This is a genomic window from Chloroflexota bacterium, assembly GCA_016197225.1.
Lineage (GTDB): Bacteria > Chloroflexota > Anaerolineae > Anaerolineales > VGOW01 > VGOW01.
Window position 1 is genome coordinate 69,343 of the sequence record JACPWC010000119.1, and the last position, 24,595, is coordinate 93,937.

Annotated in this window: 21 protein-coding genes; 16 read left to right on the plus strand and 5 right to left on the minus strand. The window is 59.4% G+C overall.

The window, feature by feature from the left end; genetic code table 11:
- Nucleotides 1-109: 109 nt before the first annotated feature.
- The 4 genes from HYZ49_20255 to HYZ49_20270 all read right to left on the minus strand — a co-directional run bounded on the left by HYZ49_20255 (nucleotide 110) and on the right by HYZ49_20270 (nucleotide 8,563).
- Entirely contained in the window at nucleotides 110-4,324 is a 4,215-nt protein-coding gene (locus HYZ49_20255) for a carboxypeptidase regulatory-like domain-containing protein (protein MBI3244618.1), read from the minus strand.
- A gap of 262 nt (nucleotides 4,325-4,586) precedes the next feature.
- Nucleotides 4,587-5,246: a response regulator transcription factor gene (locus HYZ49_20260; GenBank protein MBI3244619.1), complete on the minus strand. Its 660-nt coding sequence runs from the start codon at nucleotides 5,244-5,246 to the stop codon at nucleotides 4,587-4,589.
- Between the two features lies 1 nt (nucleotide 5,247).
- Nucleotides 5,248-7,200 (minus strand): GAF domain-containing protein, encoded by a 1,953-nt coding sequence (locus HYZ49_20265; protein ID MBI3244620.1) that lies wholly within the window; start codon nucleotides 7,198-7,200, stop codon nucleotides 5,248-5,250.
- A 109-nt stretch (nucleotides 7,201-7,309) separates the two neighbouring features.
- Nucleotides 7,310-8,563: a cysteine desulfurase-like protein gene (locus tag HYZ49_20270; protein ID MBI3244621.1), complete on the minus strand. Its 1,254-nt coding sequence runs from the start codon at nucleotides 8,561-8,563 to the stop codon at nucleotides 7,310-7,312.
- A gap of 241 nt (nucleotides 8,564-8,804) precedes the next feature.
- Here HYZ49_20270 and HYZ49_20275 point away from each other — a divergent pair, with 241 nt between their 5' ends.
- The 12 genes from HYZ49_20275 to HYZ49_20330 all read left to right on the plus strand — a co-directional run bounded on the left by HYZ49_20275 (nucleotide 8,805) and on the right by HYZ49_20330 (nucleotide 18,878).
- A complete protein-coding gene (locus HYZ49_20275) occupies nucleotides 8,805-10,496 on the plus strand; it encodes an NAD(P)H-dependent oxidoreductase subunit E (protein ID MBI3244622.1) in 1,692 nt (563 codons plus the stop codon).
- A 2-nt stretch (nucleotides 10,497-10,498) separates the two neighbouring features.
- Complete coding sequence (locus HYZ49_20280) at nucleotides 10,499-11,194, plus strand: (2Fe-2S)-binding protein (protein ID MBI3244623.1); 696 nt, start codon at nucleotides 10,499-10,501, stop codon at nucleotides 11,192-11,194.
- Nucleotides 11,195-11,298: 104 nt separating this feature from the next.
- Entirely contained in the window at nucleotides 11,299-11,985 is a 687-nt protein-coding gene (locus HYZ49_20285; protein MBI3244624.1) for a DUF2461 domain-containing protein, read from the plus strand.
- Nucleotides 11,982-12,824, plus strand: coding sequence for a DMT family transporter (locus HYZ49_20290; protein MBI3244625.1), 843 nt, complete (start codon nucleotides 11,982-11,984; stop codon nucleotides 12,822-12,824). The genes HYZ49_20285 and HYZ49_20290 overlap by 4 nt, the downstream gene beginning before the upstream one ends.
- 91 nt (nucleotides 12,825-12,915) lie before the next feature.
- Nucleotides 12,916-15,078 (plus strand): formate dehydrogenase subunit alpha, encoded by a 2,163-nt coding sequence (gene fdhF / locus HYZ49_20295; GenBank protein MBI3244626.1) that lies wholly within the window; start codon nucleotides 12,916-12,918, stop codon nucleotides 15,076-15,078.
- Nucleotides 15,078-15,317: a hypothetical protein gene (locus HYZ49_20300; protein ID MBI3244627.1), complete on the plus strand. Its 240-nt coding sequence runs from the start codon at nucleotides 15,078-15,080 to the stop codon at nucleotides 15,315-15,317. The genes fdhF and HYZ49_20300 overlap by 1 nt, the downstream gene beginning before the upstream one ends.
- 12 nt (nucleotides 15,318-15,329) lie before the next feature.
- A complete protein-coding gene (locus tag HYZ49_20305) occupies nucleotides 15,330-15,875 on the plus strand; it encodes a dual specificity protein phosphatase family protein (protein MBI3244628.1) in 546 nt (181 codons plus the stop codon).
- 2 nt (nucleotides 15,876-15,877) lie between these two features.
- A complete protein-coding gene (locus HYZ49_20310; GenBank protein ID MBI3244629.1) occupies nucleotides 15,878-16,135 on the plus strand; it encodes a hypothetical protein in 258 nt (85 codons plus the stop codon).
- A 206-nt stretch (nucleotides 16,136-16,341) separates the two neighbouring features.
- Nucleotides 16,342-16,857 (plus strand): DinB family protein, encoded by a 516-nt coding sequence (locus HYZ49_20315; protein ID MBI3244630.1) that lies wholly within the window; start codon nucleotides 16,342-16,344, stop codon nucleotides 16,855-16,857.
- A gap of 4 nt (nucleotides 16,858-16,861) precedes the next feature.
- Nucleotides 16,862-17,329 (plus strand): PaaI family thioesterase, encoded by a 468-nt coding sequence (locus HYZ49_20320; protein ID MBI3244631.1) that lies wholly within the window; start codon nucleotides 16,862-16,864, stop codon nucleotides 17,327-17,329.
- Between the two features lie 6 nt (nucleotides 17,330-17,335).
- The gene (locus HYZ49_20325; GenBank protein ID MBI3244632.1) at nucleotides 17,336-17,791 is read left to right on the plus strand and encodes a hypothetical protein; all 456 of its coding nucleotides are present in this window, start codon (nucleotides 17,336-17,338) and stop codon (nucleotides 17,789-17,791) included.
- Nucleotides 17,792-17,906: 115 nt separating this feature from the next.
- On the plus strand, nucleotides 17,907-18,878 hold the full coding sequence (locus HYZ49_20330; GenBank protein ID MBI3244633.1) for a patatin-like phospholipase family protein: 972 nt from the start codon (nucleotides 17,907-17,909) through the stop codon (nucleotides 18,876-18,878).
- 23 nt (nucleotides 18,879-18,901) lie between these two features.
- On the opposite strand, the gene HYZ49_20335 is transcribed toward HYZ49_20330, so the two are convergent.
- A complete protein-coding gene (locus tag HYZ49_20335) occupies nucleotides 18,902-19,879 on the minus strand; it encodes a glycosyltransferase (protein ID MBI3244634.1) in 978 nt (325 codons plus the stop codon).
- An 80-nt stretch (nucleotides 19,880-19,959) separates the two neighbouring features.
- Between HYZ49_20335 and HYZ49_20340 the strand changes: the two genes are divergently transcribed.
- From HYZ49_20340 to HYZ49_20355, 4 genes are all read left to right on the plus strand, one after another.
- The gene (locus HYZ49_20340) at nucleotides 19,960-21,198 is read left to right on the plus strand and encodes a class I SAM-dependent RNA methyltransferase (protein MBI3244635.1); all 1,239 of its coding nucleotides are present in this window, start codon (nucleotides 19,960-19,962) and stop codon (nucleotides 21,196-21,198) included.
- A gap of 62 nt (nucleotides 21,199-21,260) precedes the next feature.
- Entirely contained in the window at nucleotides 21,261-21,419 is a 159-nt protein-coding gene (locus tag HYZ49_20345; GenBank protein MBI3244636.1) for a hypothetical protein, read from the plus strand.
- A 75-nt stretch (nucleotides 21,420-21,494) separates the two neighbouring features.
- On the plus strand, nucleotides 21,495-23,015 hold the full coding sequence (locus tag HYZ49_20350; GenBank protein MBI3244637.1) for a carboxypeptidase M32: 1,521 nt from the start codon (nucleotides 21,495-21,497) through the stop codon (nucleotides 23,013-23,015).
- 107 nt (nucleotides 23,016-23,122) lie between these two features.
- Nucleotides 23,123-24,376, plus strand: a complete 1,254-nt coding sequence (locus HYZ49_20355) for an ATP-binding protein (GenBank protein MBI3244638.1) — start codon at nucleotides 23,123-23,125, stop codon at nucleotides 24,374-24,376.
- The last annotated feature ends 219 nt before the right edge of the window (nucleotides 24,377-24,595 follow it).

A 24,595-nucleotide genomic window follows, 5' to 3' on the forward strand; every position in this document is an offset into this window, starting at 1 on the left:
TGTTCTATTACTCCAAGAACATTGCCAGCCTCATCCATTTGTTGTATTCTATAACCGGACAGGCCTCTGGGTGCCCCCCCTCACCCAGGGGCTTGTCCATTTTTTACGCTTATGGTCCTGGCATTTCAATTGCGCCCAAGATGCCCGAGGGTATCCGCATGGCGCTGAGCGTACTAAACCATTCGTAAGCGCCCAGATCGATCTTTCCATCCTTCCGATTGCGAAGCCGTAACTCCAGATCAGTAGTCGGGCCGCCTTGCGTGGGAGCCTTGTTGATCACCGGAGAACTTGCCTGGAGATGCCAGTCAAGGCTCAAGGGATCTACGAACAGAGGATCAATGTCGAGATTCCTAAGCCCGGCCAGGTAGCCGCCGCGGATGTCGTTGTACTTGACGTAGGTGAAGCTTTCCGAGTTATTGGCGCTCTGCCATTCGGGCTGGAGCCCCGGATTGTCCACGTGCAACTCGCTCGGCGTCCACTGGTAGTTGACGCCCGATGTGTAAGGCAGGTCTTCGCCCGGCAGGTGGGCAGGTTGGTCGTACTGCAAGCGCCAGTTGCCCCAGAGGATGTTGTTGAAGATCTTCGGGTCGCTGAAGCCGGGGGCCTTGCCGACATACTCGTGGCCGTTCCGTTCGCTGTCGAGGCCGCCGCCCGCCGGATCAATGCTCCCGGCGACGATGTTGCCGACGATGGTGTTGTTGTACACCGAAGCATAAAGCGTGTCATCGAAGGCCAGCGCCCCGCCGCGAGCGTGGTTCTCGCCCCGGTCGTCGGCGATGTTTTGCGCGAACAGATTGTTGTAAACCTTCACCGTCGCGATGTCGTCACCCACGTCCTCGAAGCTGACGGCCCCGCCGTCGTCCGGGCTGTAGTTCCGCAGGAAGATGTTGCTGTAAAGCTCAACCGGTCCGGTATCTTCGAAGAACGCGCCGCCGCCGTGATCGTCGGCCTTGTTCTCCAGAATCACGTTGCCGTAGATCAACAATTTGTCCTTGACCTCGTACAGGGCGAGGCCGCCGCCATAATCCGGCGAGAAGTTGTGGAAGATCAGGTTGTTGAAGATGCGGTACGTGCCCGGCGGAGACGTGAGGGCATGGTCGTCGAGGATGTGCTCCGGCTCGCCGTGCTGGGGGCCGTACTCCGGCTCGTCGTTCACGCTGATGCCGCCGCCGTAGCCGCCGGTGTTCCCGTTCTCGGCAATGAGGTTCGACCAGATCTTCACGTTGTGGTTGGACTTGTGCAGCCAGATGCCGCCGCCGTAGTAGCCGCCGTTGCGGGCGATGATACTGTTGTTGATGTCTATGTTGTTGTTGCCGTAGTCGCCGAAGACGCCCGCGCCGATCTCGTCGTTCACACTGCCGCCGGTGACGGTGAAGCCGCTGATCACGATGTTGCTCACCCCGCCGGTCTGGCCGCCCGCGCCGATGTAGAGGGTCGGGCCTTTGCCGGATGCGCCCGGTGAAGTGTCGAGGCCGTCAATGGTCGTTTCGCGCGGCCCGGCGCCGATGAGGCGGACGTTGGAGACCGGGATTTTCACCCTTTCGTGATACGTCCCCGCCGCGACGAACACGTAACGCGGCGTGGCCGAGGGCAGGTGATTCAGCGCCTCGCCGATCGTGTTCCACGGATGCGCTTTGCTGCCGTCTTCTGCGCCAGTGTTGGCAGCGTCCACGTACACCGACCGCTTGGCCATGTACTTGGCCCATTGCGCAGTGTAAGTCACGTTGGGGTACATGGCATTGGAGATGCCGGTCGAGGTCGCCACGGTGAGCGGGCCGCTCACCAGATTCGGCGGGGTCTCGGCGTGGATCAGCGTATCCGTCCACGACATCACGGGAAGCGACTGGCCGCTCAAGGTGACGGTGGAGTTGCCTTGCGTCGCTCCAAAGTTCTGGCCGTGGATCCAGAAGCTGCCCGGCAGCACCGCGTTAATGACGGGCGCATTGTTGGGGAGTAGTTGACCGGGCACCTGGGCCATGCCCAGCCCCGCGAAGCAGACTGGCAGGAGCGACCAGTCGGCCTCGAACTTGTTCCCGCCCTGATGGAACTCATACGACATGTACAGCGGGTCGTAGCAGGGGTTGTAGCCCGACAGGCTCGGATCGTTGCCGTAGAAGCGGTGAACGCCCGGCGCCGTGCGAATTTCAACTTCCGGCTTCTGTCCCAGCGGTCCACCACCCGGGCACACCGTCGAGTCGGTATAGCAACGCGGATCACCCATGTGGCCGTCGCCCATGAAGTAGCCCAGATGGTCGTACACGCCGACCGGAACGCCGGGGACGCCGGCCTTTTCTTCAAACAGAAGGCTCTGGGATTCTTCGTCGAGGTTGAGGTCGTCAAAGACGCCGCCTTCGACTTCTCCCGCCAGAGGCGCTAGTGTATTGACGCCGAGATTGACGTCGCTGCGAGCGCCGTCGGCGACCGCAACAGCCTGCACATCTGAACCGGCAGGCGATGCGGAGAAACCGAACGGCGGGATCACCTTCACCACGTAGTCACCCGGCGTCAGCCCCCGGAACTCGTAGTAGCCGGGCACTGCGCCTTTTATCACCCGGCCAAACTCGTCCATATTGCACTTCACAAAGCCGTAAGCTGGATCGAACCCGGGATTACAGGTGTAAGGCCTGATCCATCCCTGCGCCAGCGCATCCGCCTCGCTGAACTGCCCGGTCGTCGTGGTGTCGAGCAACGTCGTTCCCGTGGAGTCGTACAACTCGACGGTGGCGCCGTGGATCGTCCCCTCTTCATCCGGCTCATAGAGGCCATTGCCGACCCAGGTACCCTGTTCCAGATGGTCGTAGAAGACCATGCCGGCGATGTTACCCGTGCCCGCCGGGATGGCTTCGAGTGTGAGGTTCGCCCGGTAGTTCATGGTGAACCACAGAATATCCCGGCTCATCAGGTTGAAGGCTTTGCCGGGGAGGGTGTCGCCGACGTTCTCGATCTGGCCGTGATAGCCCGGCGGCAGCGTGACATCCAGGTGCCCCGTGATCTCGACCTCTTCGAGGGTGTCGAAGTTGTACCAGCCGTCGGCATCCGTAGTCGTCTCTTTCCAGATGCTGCCGTCCTCCAGCCGCAGGTTCACTGTCGCGCCAGCAATGGGATTGCCCGCCGTGTCCTTCACATATCCGTTGGCGCGGGCGTAGAAGCGCGGCACGAAGATGTCCAGGCCGATCACCGCCGTGCCCGGCGCTACCGACACCTGTTGCTGGACGTAGATGTAGTTAAGGGGAACATCCACCGCGTGGATCTTGTAGCGGCCCGGCGGGACGTTGTCGAAGGTGAAGTTGCCAGACGCATCCGCCTCGGCGGTTGCCACGGGATGAACGGGCGTATTCTCGAAGTCGGTGAAGAGGACGGCCAGGCCGTTGGGCACATAGTCATTCGGCGTGACGCCGTCGGGCACACAGAGCAGTGGCGCTACCGGGGATGAACACGGAATCAAAGGCTCGTCGGCGAACCAGTTGCCGTCGGCATCCTTGAGCGTGCCGCTGATGCTACCTGCGTCCGCGCTCGGAGGCAGTTGCCCCAACTTCGGCACATACCCGAACCAGTCGAGGTAAAGGCCGGCCTCGGTGCCGGGGTCGCCGGGGTAGAGGTTGTTCTCCCAGCAGTGCGTCCCCTCCTCGGTCGTGAGGAGATACCAATCCAGTGTGGGCGGATCGGCGCACACCTTGACCTCGCCCGGCGGGAGGCCGGTGAAGTAATAGAGGCCGTTCGGGTCTGGCCCCGCGCCCGGCGGCAGGGTTGGGCTGGCCCCGCTCATGCCTGTCCATTCATTGCCCGCCTCGTCGTACACGTGAAAGGTCACGCCCGCAAGGCCGGGATCATCTGGAAAGTCGTCCTCGCCGTTCACGTAGTTATCTGTGAAGGCGTAGACGAGGAGATTAGCCAGCGGCAGGGGCAGGGGCGGCAGGTAGGCGTCTTGAGTGAGGTTGTCGCCGTCCACGACCTCGAAAGCGCGGCTGGTGGCGTCATGTCCGGGCGCGCTGAACATGACGATGTACTCGCCCGGCGCGTCCACTGTAGCCGACCAGGCATTGCCCGTCACCGTCGGGTAGCCGACGATGTCTCCCGCTTCGTTCTGGATCATGACGGTAGCGCCAGCGATCGGCGGGGCCGCCGGATCGGGAGCGTAGATCGGCAGCCCGGTCAGCGAATCTTGCGCCCCGGTGTAGATGCTGCCGCCGATGGCGGCCGTGCCGGGCGCGGCATAGGCTTTTCCGTTGGCCCACGCGCCCCACGGGGCCACGCTGGAGACAAGGATGCCGATTGCGACAAAGTACCTTGTGATTTTGAATGCTCTTCCCTTTTTTGTATTCATCGTGTCCTCCTGACCACTTACATCGCATTTGCAAGTGGTCACTATGGCGCCGATGAGTTTCGTCGGCGGTGATACGTCACACTTTTGGAAAGTGTGAGGCTCCGACCTGTGTCAAGATCAAAGGATTGATCGCCAAGCGCTGAGAGGCCCATGTGTATCATAAGAGAGGACATAGGATTAATTCGGCATGAAAAAAAGAGCGATCTTTCGATCGCTCTTTCAGGCCAATGGACTAGTTAGTTTTACGAAGCAGGGTGTGACGTCAGGCCCCTTTGCCTGTGAGCGGTTGCTTGGGCCGGGCGTACAGTACGGCCTCCTGCCGACTGCTCACGTGCAGTTTGGCCAGAATGTTGCGCATGTGGCTCTTCACGGTGTTGAGGCTGAGGTAGAGGGCGTCGGCGATTTCCTGATCGGTAGCGCCCTCGGCCACCAGGCTGAGGACTTCCTGCTCGCGGCGGGTGAGGGCCGCGCTTTGCTCGCCAGGCACGCGCTGGCTCAAGCGCCGGAACTCCTCCAGGACGTGGCTAGCCATCGCCGGCGTGAGAGCCGCCTCGCCCCGCACAGCGCCGCGCAACATGTCCAATATCTGCCGCGAATAAATGTTTTTCAAGAGGTAGCCCTGCGCGCCGCCCTTGATCGCCTCAAACAATTTTTCGTCTTCACCCCGCACGGTGAGCATCACCACGATCACGGCGGGGAGTTCTTGTACGATCTGCCGCGTTGCTTCCAGGCCGTCAAAGCCGGGCATCTCGATATCCATCAAAATGAGGTCTGGCACCAGTTCTCGCGCCTTGACCAGGGCCTCCAGGCCGTCGCCCGCCTCGCCCACGACTTCGAAATCCGGCTGGGCGGCGAGAATAGTGGCCAACCCTTCGCGAAACAGCGCGTGATCATCCGCTAGCAATACCCGAATCCGTTCCATGCTACCTGCCCTCGACCTTCGCTAGTTGTTCTTCGTCTTTTGTTTGCGGCAGGGGCCAGGCCAGGGTGACGCGCGTGCCTTGCCCCGAAGCCGAAAGAATTGTCAGATGCCCCCCGAGGCGAGCGGCGCGGGCGCGCATGATGCTCAGGCCGAAATGACTGCCTCGGTCCGGGAGAGGCGCTTTGGGATCGAAGCCCCGCCCGTCATCTTCCACGCTCGCCACCGCTTCCACCCCTCGCTGTTCCAGGCGGACGACGATGTGCTCTGCCTGAGCATGGCGCCAGGTGTTCAACAACGCCTCGCGAATTACCCGGCGTACCTGCTCGGCCTGGGCGGGCGGCAAAAACAATGGCGGGGGCTGGAGGGCGAAGGTCAGGTCAATCGCTGACCCGCCGTTCACGGCGGCCTCGCTCGCCAACTCGGTCAACTGGTCTTGCAAAGAGCGGCGCCGGGGCGGACTTTCCTGCAAACTGGCAATCGCCTGACGCGCCTCGCGCGAGGCCTGAGCAATCGCCTCACGCACACCCTGCAACACGCCCGCCGTCTCTTTGCCGTCTCCCGCCTGCGCAAGGTCGGCGGCCTGCTCGGCTTTGAGGCTCAGGTAACTGAGAGTCTGGGCGATGCCGTCGTGCATCTCGGCGGCGATGCGCTGGCGTTCTTCCAGCATCGCCAGCCGTTCCGCTTGCTCGTAAAGACGCGCATTCTCCAGAGCAATCGCCACCGAATTGGCTAGCTTGGTGAGCAGGCCCGCCGATTCGTCGGAAAACGCTCCCGGTCTTTGGCTGCCCACACACAGCTCGCCGGTGACTCGCCCGCCAATCCGCAACGGCGCCGCGATCTGACTGACCCGAAAGGGAGCGGCCAGGATGCCGCATGAGTTTGGACACTCATCCCGCCCGCAAATCAGCGCCCGGTCACCCGCCAATACGCGAACAGCCGGCGGGTCCTGCGCCAGACTACGGGTTCCAGAGACGGCCTCCGGGGAACCGCTGGCCGATTGCAGATTCAAAACCTGCGCCGTCTCGTCCAACAGGCACAACGCCGCTGTGTCCCCTCCCAGGAGGTCCCTCGCTTTCTCGGTTACCGACCGCAGAACGTGGTTGATGTCCAGGCGTGAGGAAATCTCGCGGCTGACCTCGTACAAGGCGACGAGTTCCCGTGTTCGTCGGGCGACGCGGGCCTCCAATTCCTCTGTCCAGGCGCGGAGAGTCTCCTGTGAGGTCTGCAGTTGGCCGCGCATAGTCTCAAAGCTTTGGGAGACGGTGAGGATTTCACGCGAGCCTTGAACCTGCACTGCGGTATTAAGGTCTCCACGACCAATGCGCTCGGCGACATGGGTCAGGCTCTGCAGGGGGCCGATGACCAGGCGCTGGATTGCCGCCGAGCCGATCACCAACAACGCCAGGGCGCTGACCAGGAAGATCAACTGTAGCCATTGCAGACGCCCCACTTTGCGCGCCGAGGCGGCCTCGAACAGATTCTCGACGTGGTCTGTCTTTTGGGCCATGTCGGTAGCCAGACTCTCCAAAGCTTCATGCTCGGTCTCGAATTCTGGGCTGTTCGGGTCTAAGGTTGCAAACTTGTTCAGGTGTTCGCGGTAAACGTCCCAGGCAGACTGAACCTGCTGTAAGCCGGCCACGATCTCCGAATCTTGCGCGGGCGGCACAGAGATCAGGCGGCCAGGCTGGAAGAGAACTTGACCACCGTTGGTCAAGGCTTGCAGGGTGGTGTCGAAGGCCTCGATCGACTCCTGCAGAGGCAGGATATGGGTTTCAGCCTCCAACGCATCTATGGTCATCTGCTGAATCAACAGCCGCAGACGACCGGCCAGACTGATCACCAACTCGTCACTGGCCTGGGTTCGGATGGTCAAGAAGGTGGCCGTGACTGAGCCGCTGACGAGGAGCAGAAAGGCGAGGAAGATTAGGCCAAGTTGGGCGCGCAGAGAGCGCATTTGAATACCTCACTGCTGATGCAAGCCGCGTGGCTTTCAATCCTAACGCCGATAATTCAAAATGACAAGCAACTCAAAATCAGGTCGTTTATTCTGCATATACGAAAGGTTACAATGAGCGCACTGTCTCTACTAGCTGATCAATCTCCTCCACCGTATTGTAATGCGCCGCGCCCACGCGCACCATGCCGCCGCTCTTCTGCAACTCCAGGCGCTCCATGATCGCCAGCGCGTAGTAGTTGCCGTCCCACACAAAAATGTTTTGCTCGCCGAGCTTCCGGGCCACCTCTCGCGGTTGCCAGCCTTCGAGCGTGAAAGACACCGTCGGCACGCGGCGGCCAAGCTGGTTGAAGTCGGTAACGCCCCAAACCTTGAGGCCGGGGATTTGACTGAGGCCGCTAATCAATCGTCGGCTGATTTCCTGCTCGTAGTCCACCATCAGCCGCATCGCCTCTTCCAACTGCGCCCGCCTTTGGGATTTTGGATTTTGGGATTTGCCACCGAAGGTGTCGCCCACCCAGGCTAAATACTCCACCGCCCCCAGCGTCCCGGCGATGCCTTCGTGGTTTTGGGTTCCGGTCTCAAACTTGTAGGGTGGTTTGTTTTTAGCCGGGCGCACTTTGTAGGCGGTCAATCGGTCGAGTAGATCATACTTGCCATATAGAATGCCAATATGCGGCCCGAAGAACTTGTAGGCCGAGCAGGCTAGGAGATCACAGTCGAGCGCCTGCGCGTCGGTCGGGCCGTGCGGCACATATTGCACTGCGTCCACGAAGACCAGCGCCTTAGCGGCGTGGGCCATATCAATCACGGCCTTGATGTCATTGATCGTGCCGACGGCGTTTGAGGCGTAACCACAAGCGACGATCTTGGTGCGGTCGGTGATCTGGCTTTCAAAGTCGGCCATGTCCAACGTGCAGTCTTCGGGATGAATGTCCACCCAGCGGACGACCGCCCCGCGATCTTCGGCCACCAGCAGCCAGGGCGCAATGTCGGCGTCGTGGTCGAGGCGGGTGACGACTATCTCATCGCCGGGGTTGAGAAGGCGGCCCAACGCTCGCGAGATCGAGAAGGTGAGGGTGGTCATGTTGGGGCCGAAGATGATTTCGTCAGGCGAGGCCGCGTTGAGCAAATCGGCGACGGCGGCGTGGGCCTCGTGCAGGATTTCATCCGACTCTCGGGCGGTGATGAACTCGCCATCTTTGTTGGCATTGGTGTGAACGAGATAGCGAGTCATGCGATCCAGGACGGGCTGGGCGACTTGCGTGCCGCCGGGGTTGTCGAGAAAGATTCGAGGGCGGCCATCGTCGCTGACGGCCAGGGCAGGGAATTGAGCGCGGATGCGGGCGAGATCGAGGGGCATGAGGAGTCTCCGGTGATAAGATTAAGCGCATTATATACTCTACGCAGTTATAACTCTATTTTCTTCCACGAAGTCACACGAAGAAACACGAAGGCTTGGTGAGATTTCGTGGATTTCAAAGAGGCCGTTTGAAACTTTTGATAGCGCATCTTACAGCGCCGATCCGGTTCTAAACTTGGTGGTTGCCAATTGCTCCTGAGATGGTTACACTTGGGTTGTCTGACATAGGAGACTTTGCTTGATGTCCAATATTGATCTTGTACCTCTACAAGCCACTCTCAAAGAATTTTCTCCTCAAGGCCGCGCGGCCCTGCTCCCGGCCCTGCATGCCGCCCAGGCTATTTATGGTTACCTGCCCGAACCCGTCACCGCCGAAGTTGCTCGCGCCCTGCGCGTGCCGCTGGCCGATGTTTATGGCGTGATCGAGTTTTATGCGATGTTCTACAACGAGCCGGTCGGCAAGACTGTCGTTCGCGTTTGCGCCGACCCGGCCTGCGCGATGTGCGGCGCGGATGCGGTGCTGGAGGCCGCTCAACGCAAAGCAAACAGTGATTACACGGTCGAGCGCGCGCCATGTTTGGGACTGTGCAATCTGGGCACGGCGGCGAATGTGACCAGCGGTGATCGCGGCCTGACCTTTGGCAAGGTGACAGCCGACTCGCTCGACGCAGTCTTTGCCATGAACGCCGGGGAAGCCGCCGATTACGTGGGCGGCGACTTGCGAGTGCTCACCGCCCTCTGTGGCCAAGGCCGGGCAGCAACGCTGGCCGAGTACGAAGCCGCGGGCGGCATGGCGGCGCTGAAGAAAGTCATCGGCGGCAAAACGCCGCCTGCCGGCGTGATCAACGAAGTAAAAAATTCGGGTCTGGTCGGGCGGGGCGGCGCGGCCTTCCCCACCGGAGTCAAGTGGGAAGGCGCGGCGAAGGCCGCCGGTTCGCCAAAATACTTTGTCGTCAACGCCGACGAGTCCGAGCCGGGCACGTTCAAGGATCGCATCTTGATGGAAGGCGATCCGTGCCGCATCCTCGAAGGCGCGATGCTGGGCGCTTACGCGATTGGCGCGAATAAAATCTACATCTACATTCGCGGCGAGTACCCGACGGCGATTGAGCGCGTGAGCGCGGCGGTTGACGAGTTGAGGCAAGCCGGCTATCTGGGATCGGGATTCGATTTTGACATCGAAGTGCGAAGCGGCGCGGGCGCGTACATTTGCGGCGAGGAGACGGCGCTGTTTGAATCGATTGAAGGCAAGCGCGGCTTTCCGCGAGTGAAGCCGCCGTTCCCCACCACCCACGGCCTCTTTGGCAAGCCGACGGCGATCAACAATGTGGAGACTCTGGCGACAGTGCCTTACATTTTGACTCACGGGGCAACCGCCTTCCGTCAGCTTGGCACCGAGAAGTCCCCTGGCCCCAAACTGTTTTGTGTCTCCGGCGATGTGGCCCGGCCCGGACTCTACGAAGCGCCGTTCGGGGTGACCATTCGCCATTTGCTCGACGATTTGGCCGGCGGTGTGACGGGCGGCGGACTCAAGTCCATTCTCTTCGGCGGCGCGGCTGGCGCGTTTGCGACTGAGAAAGATTTGGATGTGAAGCTGACGTTTGAAGACCTTCGGAGCGCGGGGTTGCCGCTTGGATCGGGCGTGGTGATGGTGTTCAACGAGACGCGCGACATGCGTGACGTGCTTCTGCGGCTGGGGCGCTTTTTCGCCCACGAGTCGTGCGGCAAGTGTTACCCGTGCCAGCTTGGCACGCAACGCCAGCACGAAATTCTGGAGCGAGTCGCGGAGGGCAAGCAACGGGCTGGCGACGTGACCCGCCTTTCGGATGTTGGCTGGACGATGACCGACGCCTCGCTTTGTGGCCTCGGCCAGACGGCGGCCAGCGCCGTGCTAAGCGCGATGAAACTTTGGCCGGAGATGTTTAAGGGGTAATTATGAACAATGTGACTCTCACTATAGACGGCCAACCCGTCACCGTTCCTGCCGAGACGACTATTCTCAAAGCGGCGCAAAGCGTTGGCAAGGATGTCCCCACGATCTGTTATCACGAGCATTGCACCTCCAACGCCCTGTGCCGCATTTGTGTGGTGGAAGTGGAAGGAGCGCGAGTCCTCTCCCCGGCCTGCGTGGCTCAGGTGAGCGAGGGGATGAAAGTGACGACGCGCAACGAGCGAGTGGAGCGCAGCCGGCGGACGATTCTGGAGATGCTGGACTCGGCGGTTGACCTTTCCGAAGCGCCGGAGATTCAGGGCATGATCGGCGATTACGGCGCGAGCGAGACGCGCTTTGAAGGCGGCGAAAAGCGTGAGCGCCCCCTGCTGGACGACAACCCGATGTACCTTCGTGATTACTCGAAGTGCATTTTGTGCTGGCGGTGCGTGCAGGTCTGCGCTGAGGACGCGCAATATACGTTTGCCATCAACTTCAGCGGACGCGGTTTTGAGACCAGCATCGGCACGTTCTTTGACAAAGGAATGCAAGAGACGACGTGCGTGTTCTGCGGCCAGTGCGTGGGCGTTTGCCCCACCGGCGCGCTCAAGCCCAAGCGCGAGTGGTTGCTGGAGGGCGGCAAGACGCCGGACGAGATTATGAACATGACGCGCAACGAGCGAAGGCGGAAGCGCAAATAGCGATTTGGCTTGCGGCCTCGTAACTATCCGGGCTGGTTTTTAGGACGCAGACGCTTCGCGCGCAGATTTTCGCTAGTATCTTTTTGGTTTTAAAGGAGAACAGGATGGGCGCTAACAATCTAAAACCAATATTGACGTTCTTGAGCGAGCTTGAACACAACAACAACAAGCTCTGGTTTGATCGCAATCGCGATTCTTACGACGAGGCCCGCCAGCTTTTCGAGGAACTGGTGATCGCCCTGATTTCTGAAGTCGGCAAGTTCGAAGACCTGGGCGGACTGATGCCAAAAGATTGCGTCTTCCGGATCAACCGCGACCTTCGGTTCTCCAAAGACAAATCCCCTTACAAGACGGCGATGAGCGCCGTCATCGGGCCGGGCGGCAAAAAGCAAACCAGCCTGCCTTACTACGTCCACCTTGAACCGCGTGGCCGCTCGATGCTGGGCGGCGGCCACTACATGCCCACGCCCGGACAGCTTGCCAGATGGCGGCAGGCCGTTGACCAGGACGCGGCTCGCCTGAATAAAATCATCCACCACAAAAATTTCGTCAGCGCCTTTGGCGCGCTGGAGGGCGATAAGTTGAAGAGCGCGCCCAAAGGATATTCGCGCGATCATCCTGAAATCGAACTGCTCCGCCTGAAACAACTGGTTGTGGTTCATCGGTTGACCGACAAGGAAGTTCTGTCGCCGGAGTTCGTAAAGGAAACGGCGAAAGCGTTCAAGACGATGAAGCCGTTTCTGGATTACCTCAACCAATCACTTGGCTCGATGTCAGCCGGATCAGAATGATCTGGGCTGAAGTTGCGCCGACGGTATTTGGCTTGCTCTCGGCGGCGGTGTGGGGCGCGGGCGATTTTTGCGGCGGGCTGGCGACGAGGCGCGCGAACGTTTACGGCGTCGTCATCGTCGGCGACGCGATTGGCGGCTTGCTGTTTGTGTCGTTGGCTTTAGCCGTTGGCGAAAAAGTGCCGCCGCTGGCAGATATGGTGTGGGCCGCCGCCGCCGGCGTGTGCGGCGCAATCGGTCTGCTGGCTTTGTATCGGGCGCTGGCTTCGAGGCGGATGAGTTTGGCCTCGCCTGCCGCCGCCGTCATCTCCGCCGCTCTGCCCGCCGTGTTTGGAACGTTCGTTGACGGCTTCCCCGGCGGGTGGCAGATCGGCGGCTTCGGATTGGCTTTGCTCGGCGTGTGGCTGGTGTCGAGCAATGAGCAGGCAAAAATTCGATTGGGCGAATTGGGATTGCCCATCGTGGCCGGATTGGGATTTGGACTCTTTTTCATCCTGATGGATCGAGTGAGCGCGGCGGCTGTATTCTGGCCGCTGGTGTCGGCCAGAATTGTGGCGGTGATAGTGTTGGCCGCCTTTGCTTTGGGAACCCGCCAACTCGTATGGCCCGCCCGCGAACACTGGCCGCTCACGGCGATGGTGGGCATTTTCGACGCGGGCGGCAATGCCTTTTTTCTGCTGGCAACGCAGGCCGGGCGGCTGGATGTGGCCTCGGTGTTATCGTCGCTCTACCCGGCCTCCACCGTCTGGCTGGCCTGGCTGATCTTGAAAGAGCGCATCACGCGCTGGCAACTCGTCGGCGTCCTCGCGGCGCTGGCGGCGATTGTCTTAATCACGGTATAAAGACAATCCGCAGATTACGCAGATTTTCACAGATGATTTGAATAAATCTGCGTCAATCTGCGTAATCTGCGGATAAATTGAGGAGGCTTCTATGTTGACGGCAGATCGCATCACTCGCACCACCTGCCCTTATTGCGGCGTCGGCTGCACGCTCGACTTGCATATCAAGGACGATTTCATCTACCGGGTCACGTCGCCGTTTGATTCGGTTGTCAACCACGGCAACCTGTGTGTCAAAGGCCGCTTCGGCTACGACTTCATCTACAACCCGGATCGGGTGACGACGCCGCTGATCCGCAAGACGCCGCAGAAGCCGGGGGGCCGCACTCAGGCGTTTGATCGCAGTGAGTGGCACGAAGCGACGTGGGATGAGGCGCTCGACACTGTGGCCGACCGGCTGGTGGAGATTTACAAGCGTGACGGCTCGGAGGCCATGGCCGTCTATTGTTGCGCCAAGGCTACCAACGAAGACAACTATCTTCTGCAGAAGATGTATCGCTCGCTCTTCCGCACCAACAACATTGATCACTGCACCCGGCTGTGCCACGCCGGGTCGGTCGTCGCCCTGCTGAAGTCGCTGGGCACGTCGGCCATGAGCAACACCGCCGCCGAGGTGGTCAAGACCGACTGCTTCATCGTCACCGGCTCCAACACCACCGAGAACCATCCCATCATCGCCCTGCACATGAAAGAAGCGGTGATGAAGCACGGCTCGAAGCTGATCGTGATTGACCCGCGCCGGATCGAGTTGTGCGACCTGGCTACTCTCTGGCTGCCCATCAAACCGGGAACCAACGTGCCGGTCTTCTCGGCGATGGCTCACATCATCATCAAGGAAGGGCTGGTCAACGAAAAATTCGTGGCCGAGCGCACCGAGGGCTACGAAGAGTTCAAAAAGTCGGTCGAGAAGTTCACGCCCGAATATGCTGAGACGATTTCCGGGGTGGATCGGAATTTGATCGTCGAAGCCGCCCGGATGTACGCGACGGCCAAAAACGGGGCGATCTACTGGGGCATGGGCATCTCGCAACTGTCCAGCGGCACGGTCAGCGCCCTCGGCCTCATCCATCTGGCGCTCCTCACCGGCCACATCGGGCGCGAAGGCACGGGGCTGAATCCTCTGCGCGGCCAGAACAACGTGCAGGGTGCGTCGGACATGGGCGCGATGCCGTTTCACTATCCGGGTTACATGGACGTGGACAAGGAAGAGAACGCCGTCAAGTGGGAGAAGGCGTGGAACGTGGAGCCGGGCGGCCTGAGCCGCAAGCGCGGCCTGACCACGACCGAGATTCTTTCCAACGCCAAACCGGGCGGCGTGCGCGCCCTCTACATCATGGGCGAGAACCCCATGATGACCGAGCCGAATCTGAACGTCACCCGCCATCACATGGAGCAGTTGGAATTTCTGGTGGCTCAGGACGTGTTCATCAACGAGTCGGGCGCGTTCGCCGATGTGTTCCTGCCCGCCGTCTCGTGGGCCGAGAAGGAAGGCACGTTCAACAACACCGACCGCCGCGTTCAGCGCGTGCGGCAGGCGATTGAGGCGCGCGGCCAGGCCCGCCCGGACTGGCAGATCATTTGTGACGTGGCAACTCGGGTTGAAGAACGGTTGGGCCGCCCGGACACCGCCCGCTGGAACTACGAAGAACCGGAAGAAGTCTTCCGCGAGATGGCGAATGTGTCCACGATGCTCAAGGGCGTGACCTACGCGCGAATTGAGAACGTCGGTTTGCAGTATCCGGTTGCCGACGAGACTCACCCCGGCACGCCGTTCCTGTTCGCCGAGACGTTCCCGTCCGGGCGCGGCAAGTTCTTCCCGCTCGAACATGTGCCGACGGCAGAACAGCCGGATGATGAGTATCCATTCATTTTGACCACCGGCCGCTTGCTGGAACACTGGCACGGCGGCACGATGACCCGCCACTCGGAACTCGACGCCCTCTTCCCTGAAGCGTTTGTGGACGTGCACGAAGTGGACGCCGCCCGCCTGAGCCTGAAGACGGGTGACGTGGTGCGCGTCGCCTCGCGGCGCGGCGAAGTGGTGCTAAGGGTGAAAGTGTCGCCCAAGACCAGCCCCGGCGTGGTCTTCATTCCCATGCACTTCGCCGAGGCCGCCGCCAACCTGCTGACCATTGACGCCCTCGACCCGCACGCCAAGATACCGGAGTTCAAGGCCTGCGCGGTGAAGATTGAGATTGCGAAAGAGTCAGCCCTGCTCAACCCAATGGAGCCGGTGGTGAGAGGGAGATATTGATGAGCTTACCACCTCTCAAACCTCTACATTCGGATGAGACGCTCATTCAACTTAAGCTCGATCAATTTCGCCAGACGCCCACCAACGAACTGATCAAATCTCTGGCGCCGGGCCAGGCAGGGGCGCTTAAGGCCAAGCCGGACGGAACACTCTTGGACGGACATCATCGGATAAAGGTGCTTCGTGAACGTGGCGTTGACGTAAACGCTTTGCCCCGCGAGATTGTATCGAGGGTGTGAAGGAATTATAAAATGCCTGACGTTATTTATTGGATTGAGGGACCCTGGCAGGGACGGCTGGCAATCCTGACACGGCCTCGCGGCCGCGACTGGCTGGAAGACGATGTGGCGGTTTGGCAGCGCGCCGGTTTAGACCTCGTTGTTTCACTCCTGACGATGGATGAAAGCGCGGAGTTGGGGTTGGAGCGCGAAGGCGAAATTGCTCACCGGCAAGGGCTGGAGTACATTTCGTTCCCTATCGCCGACCGCAAGGTTCCAACCTCGCGGGAAGACGCGCATAAGCTCATTCAACAATTGACGGCCCGCCTATCTGAAGGGAAGCACATCGGGGTGCATTGTCGCCAGGGCGTTGGGCGTTCGGCATTGCTCGCGGCCAGCGTCCTCGTAAGCTCAGCGGTCGGCGTTGGCCCGGCATTTGAGCGCATCGAAAAGGCGCGCGGTTGCCCGGTGCCGGATACGCCCGAACAACGGTTGTGGGTGGAGCAATTCGGGAAGATGACGGTAAGGGAGAAAGAAATGCCGACGGAGGCCGGGCCGATGGTGAAAGGAGCAACGTGACTATGAAAAAAAGGCCAAACACCGAAAAGTTAACTGACGACATGCGAGCAGAGTATCGCTTTGATTATGCCAAAGCCCGGCCCAATCGCTTTGCCAATCGCGCCAAAGACTATGTGATCGTCGTTCTCGATCCAGATGTCTCTCAAGTTTTCACTACACCTGACTCGGTGAATACGGCTCTGCGCGCTTTGATCAACGTGATGCCGAAGACGGTAAAGCGCAAACCGGCGCGCAAGGCGCAAGCCATGAGTCATGGATGATGGATGTCCATCCAACTCGTCCAGCAGTATCACGCCAAAGTTGAAAAGCTGATCCGCTACGGCGGCTCGTGTAATAAGAGCGCCGCGCATGCACCGTGAGTGTGGAGACGATGAAGATTGTGCGGCAGATGCCGTAAGCAACTTCCACCTCATACCGCCAAAAAAGAAGCCCTGTTATTTTCGCCGGGCGGGCATAAAATAACACCATGATCAACTTAGACACGACCCTTGCCCGGTTGTCGGCGGACGCCGACACCATCGCCTCCTTGTCTCGCGGCGTAACCGACGCCCAGGCCCGCTGGAAACCCTCGCCCGATGAGTGGTCAATCCTCGAAGTGCTCTGCCATCTTTACGACGAAGAGCGCGAGGACTTTCGCACCCGCGTTGATTTCACTTTGCACAAGCCGACCGAAGCCTGGCCGCCCATTGACCCGGCCGGCTGGGTGACGGCGCGCGGCTACAACCAGCGCGAGTTTGGCTCCTCGCTGGAAGCGTTCTTGCGTGAACGTCGCGAGTCGCTCAACTGGTTGATGAGTCTCCAGAATCCCGACTGGAACTCGACTCATCAACACCCTCGAATTGGCGCAATGATGGCAGGCGATGTGCTGGCCGCCTGGGTTGCCCACGATCACTTGCACATCCGCCAGCTCAATCACCTGCACTGGCAACATCTCTCAACGCAAGTCAAGTCAATTTCGCTCGACTACGCGGGCGGATGGTGAGAAGATGACTCAGAAAGCTTTTCAGGATTACTACCCCGATCAACTCGCCCACTGTTACGGTTGTGGCCGCCTCAACGAACACGGCCTGCAAATCAAAAGCTACCAGGACGGCGACGACTCGGTGTGCGTCTTTCAACCCAAACCTTATCACACCGCCATCCCCGGCTACGTCTATGGCGGCCTCATCGCTTCGCTGATTGACTGCCACAGCACCGGCACGGCCTCAGCCGCCGCCTACCGCGCCCAGGGCCGCGAGATGGACACCGACCCGCCTCTGCGCTTTCTCACTGCGTCCCTCCATGTGGACTACATTCGACCGACTCCGATTGATGGGCCGCTCGAAGTGCGGGCGCGAGTCAAGGAGATCAAAGGCCGCAAGGTGGTGATCGTCTCCACGTTATCGGCGGGCGGCGAGATTTGCGCCCGCGGCGAAGTCGTCACTGTTCAAATGCCGGAACATTTGACGAAGTGAGGCAACATGACCCGCATTACAAGCGACTTAAGAGAGACAGGCCATCGCGCCCAGCGCGGGCAGGGCCTCGTCGAGTACGCCATCATTTTGGTTTTGGTGGCAGTGGTCGTCCTCATCATCCTGGCCGTGCTCGGCCCGGGGATCGGCAATGTCTTCAGTAATGTGGTGACGAACCTGCAACAACCGGGAGGCGGCGGAGGAGGTGGCGGCGGAAACGTCATTACCAGCCTGACCGCAACCCGCACCGGCGGCGGCCACGGCAACTCGGTCAAGGTGGATATTACGGTGTCCACCAGCACCACGGTCACCGTCACCGACTCGCAAAGCGGCGGGTCGCAAAGTCTTGCCTGCAACGGCAGTTGCTCGGTGACGATGGGCGGCGTTGGCGATAATGCCGGCACAATCACCGTGACCGCCTCTGCCGGGGGAACGATGAGCGCCGGGTATCCACCGAAGTCGTAGCCGGATTTGCCGGACGGTCACACCGTCTCTGTTCGTCCCCCGTTTCATCAAAATTGATCTACAATCACCCCACAATCTTTCTGTGGCAAGTTGAGTTTCGCCCAAAGGAGCTATCATGCCAGACGTGATCAAAATTCTCTCGATTGACGGCGGCGGGATGCGCGGGGTGATCCCGGCAGTGCTACTGGCCGAGCTTGAGAAGCGAACGGGCAAGCGCGTCGCCGAATTGTTTCACCTCATCGCCGGAACCTCGACCGGCGGCATTCTGGCCCTGGGCCTGGCCAAGCCGGGCGCAGACAAGCAGAAGTCGCAGTTCGCCGCGCGCGAGTTGCTCGGCATTTACGAGACGGACGGCCCGGTGATCTTTCACCGTTCGGCGCTGTACGCCGTGCGCTCGGTGGACGGCGTCCTTGATCAGAAATATCCGTCAGACGGGATTGACAAGACGCTGGTGAAGTATTTTGGCGAGGCGCGGCTCTCGGAAGCGTTGACCGAAGTGCTGATCACCAGTTACGAAACCGAGAAGCGCGACCCGTTTTTCTTCAAGCGCCACAAGGCCAAGCTCGACCCCAATATGGATTTTCCAATGCGGCTGGCGGCGCGGGCCACCTCAGCCGCCCCGTCGTATTTTGAGCCGGTGAAGGTTCAGATGCCCAACGCCAGCTACTCGTTCGTGGATGGCGGGGTGGTGGCCAACAACCCGGCCATGTGCGCTTACGTGGAAGCTCGGAAGATTTTCCCGACGGCCAAACACTTCATTCTCGTTTCGCTGGGAACGGGCGACATGGTGAAACCCATTCTTTACGACAAGGCCAAAGACTGGGGCCTGGCCGAGTGGGTTCAGCCGCTCTTCAATATTTTGCTCGACGGCGACGCGGTGGATTATCAACTACGCCAGCTTATGCCCATCATCCGCGACGAGCCGCGCCACTACTACCGCTTCCAGACCCGGCCCGATCCTAATATCGAGCCGATTGACGACACCAGCCCCGACTACATCAACCTGCTCAAATCCCTCACCGAAGAATTGATCCGGGCCAACACCAACAACATTGATAATTTGTGCGGCCAACTGCTGGCGGAGTGAATGCTCATCTTCAAGTCAATCTATTACATCCGTTGACGAGTCAACCGTTGCCATAGTCCGACCGGATAGCCGATCATCTTCGCCACATCTCCCGCCACTCTAATCACCGGAATCCAAAACAGAACTTTCAGCCAATCCGCTAAATTCTTCAAATCCGTTGTCCTCTTCACCAGCCGTTGCAATGGCCGCCGGAGGTAAGCCAGTCCGGCCACTATTCCCAACAGCCACAACCACGGTGAAACCGTCACTGCCGCATAAACCAAGAGCGGCGCGGCCACGAGATAGGTGAAGTAACGAGTGAAGTGAATCTTCGGCCACAGGTTGGCCTTGCCATCACCTTTCGCATAATTGAAGTATTGCTTCGCAAACGTTGCCAGCGACGGGCGCGGGCGAAAGTGGGCGATGGCCTTTGGCGCAAAAGCGAACGCGCCGAACTTTTCGCGCATCGCCAGATCAAACACAACGTCTTCGGAAAAATCCAGCCACTCCGGGTAGCCGCCCACCGCCTCCCAGGCCTCTTTGCGAAAGGCCACGCTCCGGCTCGACGGCAGAAACCTCGCCGGGTTGATCTCGTTCACGTCTGGCAGGGTCGTCGCGCCCAGCGCCACTTCAAACACGTTCTGCGGATCAGATTTATAAAAACCTGCTACCACAGCTACTTTTCCCCCGCTTCCTTTATTTCCCCATTTCCCGGCGCCTAACAACTCTTCCAGCCATCCATCCTCCAGCCAAACCCCGGCATCGGTCACGGCGATGATGTCGCCGCCGGCGGCGCGAATGGCGGCATTGCGCCCTTGCGAGATGTTGGCCCCCGGCGCGATGATGACTTTCAGCGGCAGACGATTTGTGTACTCTTGAATCACGGCCAGCGTGTTGTCCTTCGAGCCGCCGTCGCACACCACGATTTCGCCGGGCAAACGGCTCTGCTGGGCAACCGACTCCAGCAATCGCCGGATATGGCCGCCTTCGTTGAGGACGGTGAGAATCAGGGAAACCTTCATCCGCTGAATTATAATTGCCGCCACGTATTTCGTATTGCGTATTCCGTTGATGTTTACGCAACACGAAATACGCAATACCCATGTCCATCGAACTCACCCTCACCGCCCTCTCCAACGGCCCCGACGCAATTGGCCGCCATGAAGGCCGCGCCATCTTTGTGCCTTTCACCATCCCCGGTGAGACGGTGCGCGTCGAGATCGTCGAAGAGAAGCCGACCTTCGCCCGCGCCCGCCTGCTCGAAGTCCTCTCGCCCTCGCCGGATCGCGTGACACCCGCCTGCAAACACTTTGGAACGTGCGGCGGCTGTCACTTCCAGCACATGAGCTACGAAGCGCAACTCAAATGGAAGCGGCAAATCGTCGTTGACCAATTGGCCCGCATCGGCGGCCTCGAGTCGCCCAATGTCCTCGAGGCAATTCCCTCGCCTGACCCGTTTCACTACCGCAACCACGTCCAATTCTCGCAAACGCCGGATGGCAGACTGGGTTTCATAAAATCCGCTAAATCCGTTCAATCCATTGACCCCATCTCCGAATGCCACATTGCCCGCCCGGAGATCATGGAACTCTTCAACCGGCTTGAAATTGAAAAGCTGGACGTGGACCGGATCGGCGTTCGGGTTGGGACAGAGGGCGAAACCATGCTGGTCTTCGAGTCCGAGACCGGCGAGCCGCCGGACGTGGAACTCGACCTGCCGATCTCGGTGGCAACGGTGAGCAAAGAAGGCGAAGCCTTCGCCATGATCGGCGGCGATCATCTTATCTATGAAGTTCTTGGGCGTTCGTTCCGCGTCTCGCCCGGCAGTTTCTTTCAGGTCAACACGGCCCAGGCCGAAACGCTGGTGAAGCTGGTGTTGGATGCTCTGGGATTGAAAGGCGGCGAAACCGTCCTTGATCTTTACAGCGGCGTCGGCCTGTTCTCGGCCTTCATCGCCCCTGCCGCCGCCCGCGTCATTAGCGTCGAATCTTTCGCCCCCGCCGTCCGCGATGCCGAAACCAACCTCGACGAATTCGACAACGTCGAGCTTTACGAATCTCCCGTTGAACTCGCCCTCGATCACCTTGTCACCTTGTCGCCGTGTCACCTTGTCTTGCTCGACCCGCCTCGCGCCGGTTGCGATAAGCAAGTTATCCAGCACCTTCTCACCCTCGCCGCTCCACGCCTCGTTTACGTCTCGTGCGACCCGGCGACCCTGGCCCGCGACGCCAAACGGCTGATTGCCGGCGGCTATCGTTTAGCCTCGGCTCAACCGTTGGATATGTTTCCGCAGACGCATCATGTCGAGACGGTCGCCATCTTTGAAAGGCCGATTTTGTAAGAGAGCGCACCGGGTTCGTCACACCTGCCCCACCGCAGGCGTGGGCCGGCGGCGTCCTCTCGCTGGGCCACGTTGAGGCGTTGACCACTTTCATTGACGAAGATTTGATGCGGTATGATTCGATTTGGGCCGCCGCCGGGACGCCCAACACCGTGTTCCCGCTCACTCCCGCCGAGCTGGTAAAGATAACGGGCGGGCAGGTGGTAACAGTAAAGCAGTAAAGTAGACAGCGGATTTGGCGAATTCGACGGATTATGATCCGTTCAATTCACCCGCGAAGCATCCGTTGTCCCAAAATGGAGCCTATGAAACCCAAACTTCAAGAACTCAAAACGCTTTTGCTCGAAGCCAACGACCTGGCCTCTGCGGCCAATGTGCTGGAGTGGGATCAGGCGACTTACATGCCGCCCGGCGGCGGGCCGGGCCGCGCCCGCCAGCTGGCCACGCTGGAGCGGCTGGCACACGAGAAGTTCACGGCGGCGGCGGTCGGCAAATTGTTGGACGACTTGCGGCCTTACGAAGAGAGCTTGCCTTACGAGTCGGATGAGGCGTCGTTGATTCGGGTGACGCGGCGCGAGTACGAGCGCAAAGTGAAAGTGCCCGCCGGCTTTGTGGCCCGGTTCAAAGCTCACACTGCCGAAACGTACGACGCCTGGACGACGGCCAAACCGGCGAACGATTGGCCCAGAATGATGCCGCTCCTGGAAAAGACGCTCGATCTGAGTCGCGAGTATTCCAATTACTTCCCCGGCAGTGAGCATCCCGCCGACCCGCTGATTGACTTGCAGGATTTTGGGATGAAGGCCTCGTCTTTGCGGAAGTTGTTCGCCGAATTGCGGGCGCAACTCGTGCCGCTGGTGCAGGCCATCACCGCCCGGCCGCCCGCCGACGCCTCGTGTCTGTCTCAGCACTTCCCGGAAGCGAGACAGTTGGCGTTTGGCCTGGAGGTCGTTCAAAGACTCGGCTACGATCTGGAGCGTGGGCGGCAGGACAAGACGCACCATCCGTTCGAGACCCGGTTTTCGAGCGGCGACGTTCGCATCACCACCCACGTCAAGGAAAACGATCTGGGTGACGCGCTGTTCAGCACCATTCACGAGTCGGGGCATGCGATGTACGAGCAGGGCGTGGCCCCGGCGCTCGACGGCACGCCGCTGGGCGAAGGCACGTCGGCGGGCGTCCACGAGAGTCAATCGCGGCTGTGGGAGAACATCGTCGGGCGCAGCGCCGGCTTCTGGGAGTTTTTCTATCCGCGCTTGCGGGCCGTCTTCCCCGATCAGCTTGGCAAAGTTTCACTCGACACGTTTTACGGGGCGATCAACAAGGTGGAGCGCTCACTGATCCGCATGGACGCCGACGAAGTGACGTACAACCTGCACATCATGTTACGACTCGATTTTGAATTGCAACTGCTAGAAGGCTCGTTGGCTTTGCGCGACCTGCCCGAGGCCTGGCACGAGCGCCTCGAGGCCGACCTGGGCATTGCGCCGACGAGCGACCGCGACGGCGTTTTGCAGGACGTGCACTGGTACTCGGACTACATCGGCGGTGTGTTTCAGGGCTACACGCTGGGCAACATCATGAGCGCCCAGTTTTACGAAGCCGCCCTCAAGGCGCATCCCGACATTCCAGCGCAAATCAACGCCGGCCGGTTCAGCGCACTGCACGGCTGGCTGAAGGAGAACATTTATCAGCATGGCATGAAGTTCACTGCCGCCGAATTGCTGGAGCGGGCGACGGGCGGGCCGTTGAGGATTGAGCCTTACATGAGGTATTTGCGTGACAAATATCAATTGCTCTACGGTCTGGGCGGTTGAGGCTGGTGGCTTTTTTGTTTGGGTGTTTTGTGATTGCGCTTTAGCGGGCGGGGCTTATACTTGGCGGGTAGAGATTGCGGCTAAATAGTTGCGGCGATTTAAGCCCTATGGGACGACTCCGCCGTCGGGGAAGATGCCAGAAAATCACCCCGATGGCGGGGATAAAAAGCGGATGGGTCTTCGCAATTTGGGCCGGTGCGGGATACAAATTTTCTGTCTATATCATTTTAGCCTGCGCGATTGGAGAAACGCAAGTGGAAGACAAGGATCTCCAGGAACTCATCAAGAAACTTAGATCACTCCGACAGGAATGGAAGACAGTAGACGCAAAGCGAGAACTCATTCTTCAGGAGAATGGTGATAAAGCAGAATTTGTGAAAGACGTTGTAGCTATGGCAAACAATGGAGAGTTAAGCTACCTAGTAATTGGGCTAGAGGATAAAACATTTAGACCTATTGGGGCTTTGAGTCATCGCCACACTAAAAATGACCTAAATCAGCTTCTTGCTGACAAAATTGATCCGCCACTAGTCGTTGGTTATCAAGAGTTTACGAGTAGCGAAGGCGACTATGCAATTATTGAAATATTAGGCCGCAACCCTCCCTATATTGTCGCTCGCGATCTTACCCACAATAAGCAAGACCGAAAGCAAGTCAGAATTTATAAAGGGACAATATTCGTCCGTCACGAAGATAGAACTGAAGGGATCAGCAGATCAGAGTTAGAGGTGTTCTTCCAAGGTGGGTTACGAAGAGCATTTGAGGGTGAGTCTGACCTTGCGTTACAACTTGTTTTGAACCAACCTGATTTTTGGGAGTACCTTCTTACAGCAGAATTGCTACAGTTGAAAATGGCACAAATCACGCGCGCTTATGCCGATCTGAACAAGGGGCTTCTCTATAAAGGAATCGTCCGAATGAGCGGAGCTGATTTCTTGAATTGGGCTAGCACGAGAGGTAACGACTTAGGCTCTTTGATAAATCTTTTGAAGGCTACCATCACTGAAGAAATGCCTGCATCATGGAGAGCGCAGAGCGAATCAGGAGATCCGCTGGAAATCAAACGCGCTGTCGAGAAGATTGTTTCTGCCTGCAACGAGCTTGTGCAATGGGAAATTGACCTGCGTTCAGTAGTTCCACCCGATGCATTCGTGCCGTTGAAACAAATGATGGAGGGCTGGACATCACAACCTATCAAGCAGATAGAAAAATTAGCCACAAAGCTACGGGAACCATTTGAACAACCTAATCCAAAAGAAGAGTATGCCGTAGAAATCGTTTTTGAGGCTCCTCCAAATGTGGATGAGGCAATAGCGGAGATCGAACGCCTCAAAAATCATCCCGAGGAATGGCTTGCCTAATTGTTTCTAGACCAAGGGTGGGCATGGCCCCGCGTGGGGGACTGCTCGGCCAACCCAAACACTTTTCTGGATGGATACTTTCTCGCGCCCCGCACCGTTAGGCCGCTGGCTGAGGCTGGCGGCCTTTTCGTTAGCGTGGCTGGCTCTCGGCGAGGTGAGGCCAAATCAGTACAATGGTCTATAGATAATATGGCGGGAGCGAGTTAGACTGAATAAATG